The sequence below is a fragment of the Collinsella sp. AM24-1 genome (assembly GCF_003470325.1).
Classification (GTDB): Bacteria; Actinomycetota; Coriobacteriia; order Coriobacteriales; family Coriobacteriaceae; genus Collinsella.
Genome location: NZ_QRHM01000056.1, coordinates 1 through 1,430, shown reverse-complemented (window position 1 = coordinate 1,430; position 1,430 = coordinate 1). Strand labels below are relative to the sequence as shown.

The 1,430-nt window shown below is 65.5% G+C and carries 1 rRNA gene; it reads left to right on the top strand.

What is annotated here, in order from left to right:
* A 16S ribosomal RNA gene (locus DW661_RS10010) occupies positions 1 to 1,421 on the top strand; the annotation flags it as partial.
* Positions 1,422 to 1,430 lie beyond the last annotated feature (9 nt).

The window sequence follows — 1,430 nt, the reverse complement described above, 5'->3', positions numbered from 1 at the left end:
GAAGCGAGTGGCGAACGGCTGAGTAACACGTGGAGAACCTGCCCCCTCCCCCGGGATAGCCGCCCGAAAGGACGGGTAATACCGGATACCCCGGGGTGCCGCATGGCACCCCGGCTAAAGCCCCGACGGGAGGGGATGGCTCCGCGGCCCATCAGGTAGACGGCGGGGTGACGGCCCACCGTGCCGACAACGGGTAGCCGGGTTGAGAGACCGACCGGCCAGATTGGGACTGAGACACGGCCCAGACTCCTACGGGAGGCAGCAGTGGGGAATCTTGCGCAATGGGGGGAACCCTGACGCAGCGACGCCGCGTGCGGGACGGAGGCCTTCGGGTCGTAAACCGCTTTCAGCAGGGAAGAGTCAAGACTGTACCTGCAGAAGAAGCCCCGGCTAACTACGTGCCAGCAGCCGCGGTAATACGTAGGGGGCGAGCGTTATCCGGATTCATTGGGCGTAAAGCGCGCGTAGGCGGCCCGGCAGGCCGGGGGTCGAAGCGGGGGGCTCAACCCCCCGAAGCCCCCGGAACCTCCGCGGCTTGGGTCCGGTAGGGGAGGGTGGAACACCCGGTGTAGCGGTGGAATGCGCAGATATCGGGTGGAACACCGGTGGCGAAGGCGGCCCTCTGGGCCGAGACCGACGCTGAGGCGCGAAAGCTGGGGGAGCGAACAGGATTAGATACCCTGGTAGTCCCAGCCGTAAACGATGGACGCTAGGTGTGGGGGGACGATCCCCCCGTGCCGCAGCCAACGCATTAAGCGTCCCGCCTGGGGAGTACGGCCGCAAGGCTAAAACTCAAAGGAATTGACGGGGGCCCGCACAAGCAGCGGAGCATGTGGCTTAATTCGAAGCAACGCGAAGAACCTTACCAGGGCTTGACATATGGGTGAAGCGGGGGAGACCCCGTGGCCGAGAGGAGCCCATACAGGTGGTGCATGGCTGTCGTCAGCTCGTGTCGTGAGATGTTGGGTTAAGTCCCGCAACGAGCGCAACCCCCGCCGCGTGTTGCCATCGGGTGATGCCGGGAACCCACGCGGGACCGCCGCCGTCAAGGCGGAGGAGGGCGGGGACGACGTCAAGTCATCATGCCCCTTATGCCCTGGGCTGCACACGTGCTACAATGGCCGGTACAGAGGGATGCCACCCCGCGAGGGGGAGCGGATCCCGGAAAGCCGGCCCCAGTTCGGATTGGGGGCTGCAACCCGCCCCCATGAAGTCGGAGTTGCTAGTAATCGCGGATCAGCATGCCGCGGTGAATGCGTTCCCGGGCCTTGTACACACCGCCCGTCACACCACCCGAGTCGTCTGCACCCGAAGTCGCCGGCCCAACCGAGAGGGGGGAGGCGCCGAAGGTGTGGAGGGTGAGGGGGGTGAAGTCGTAACAAGGTAGCCGTACCGGAAGGTGCGGCTGGATCACCTCCTTTCTAGGGAGA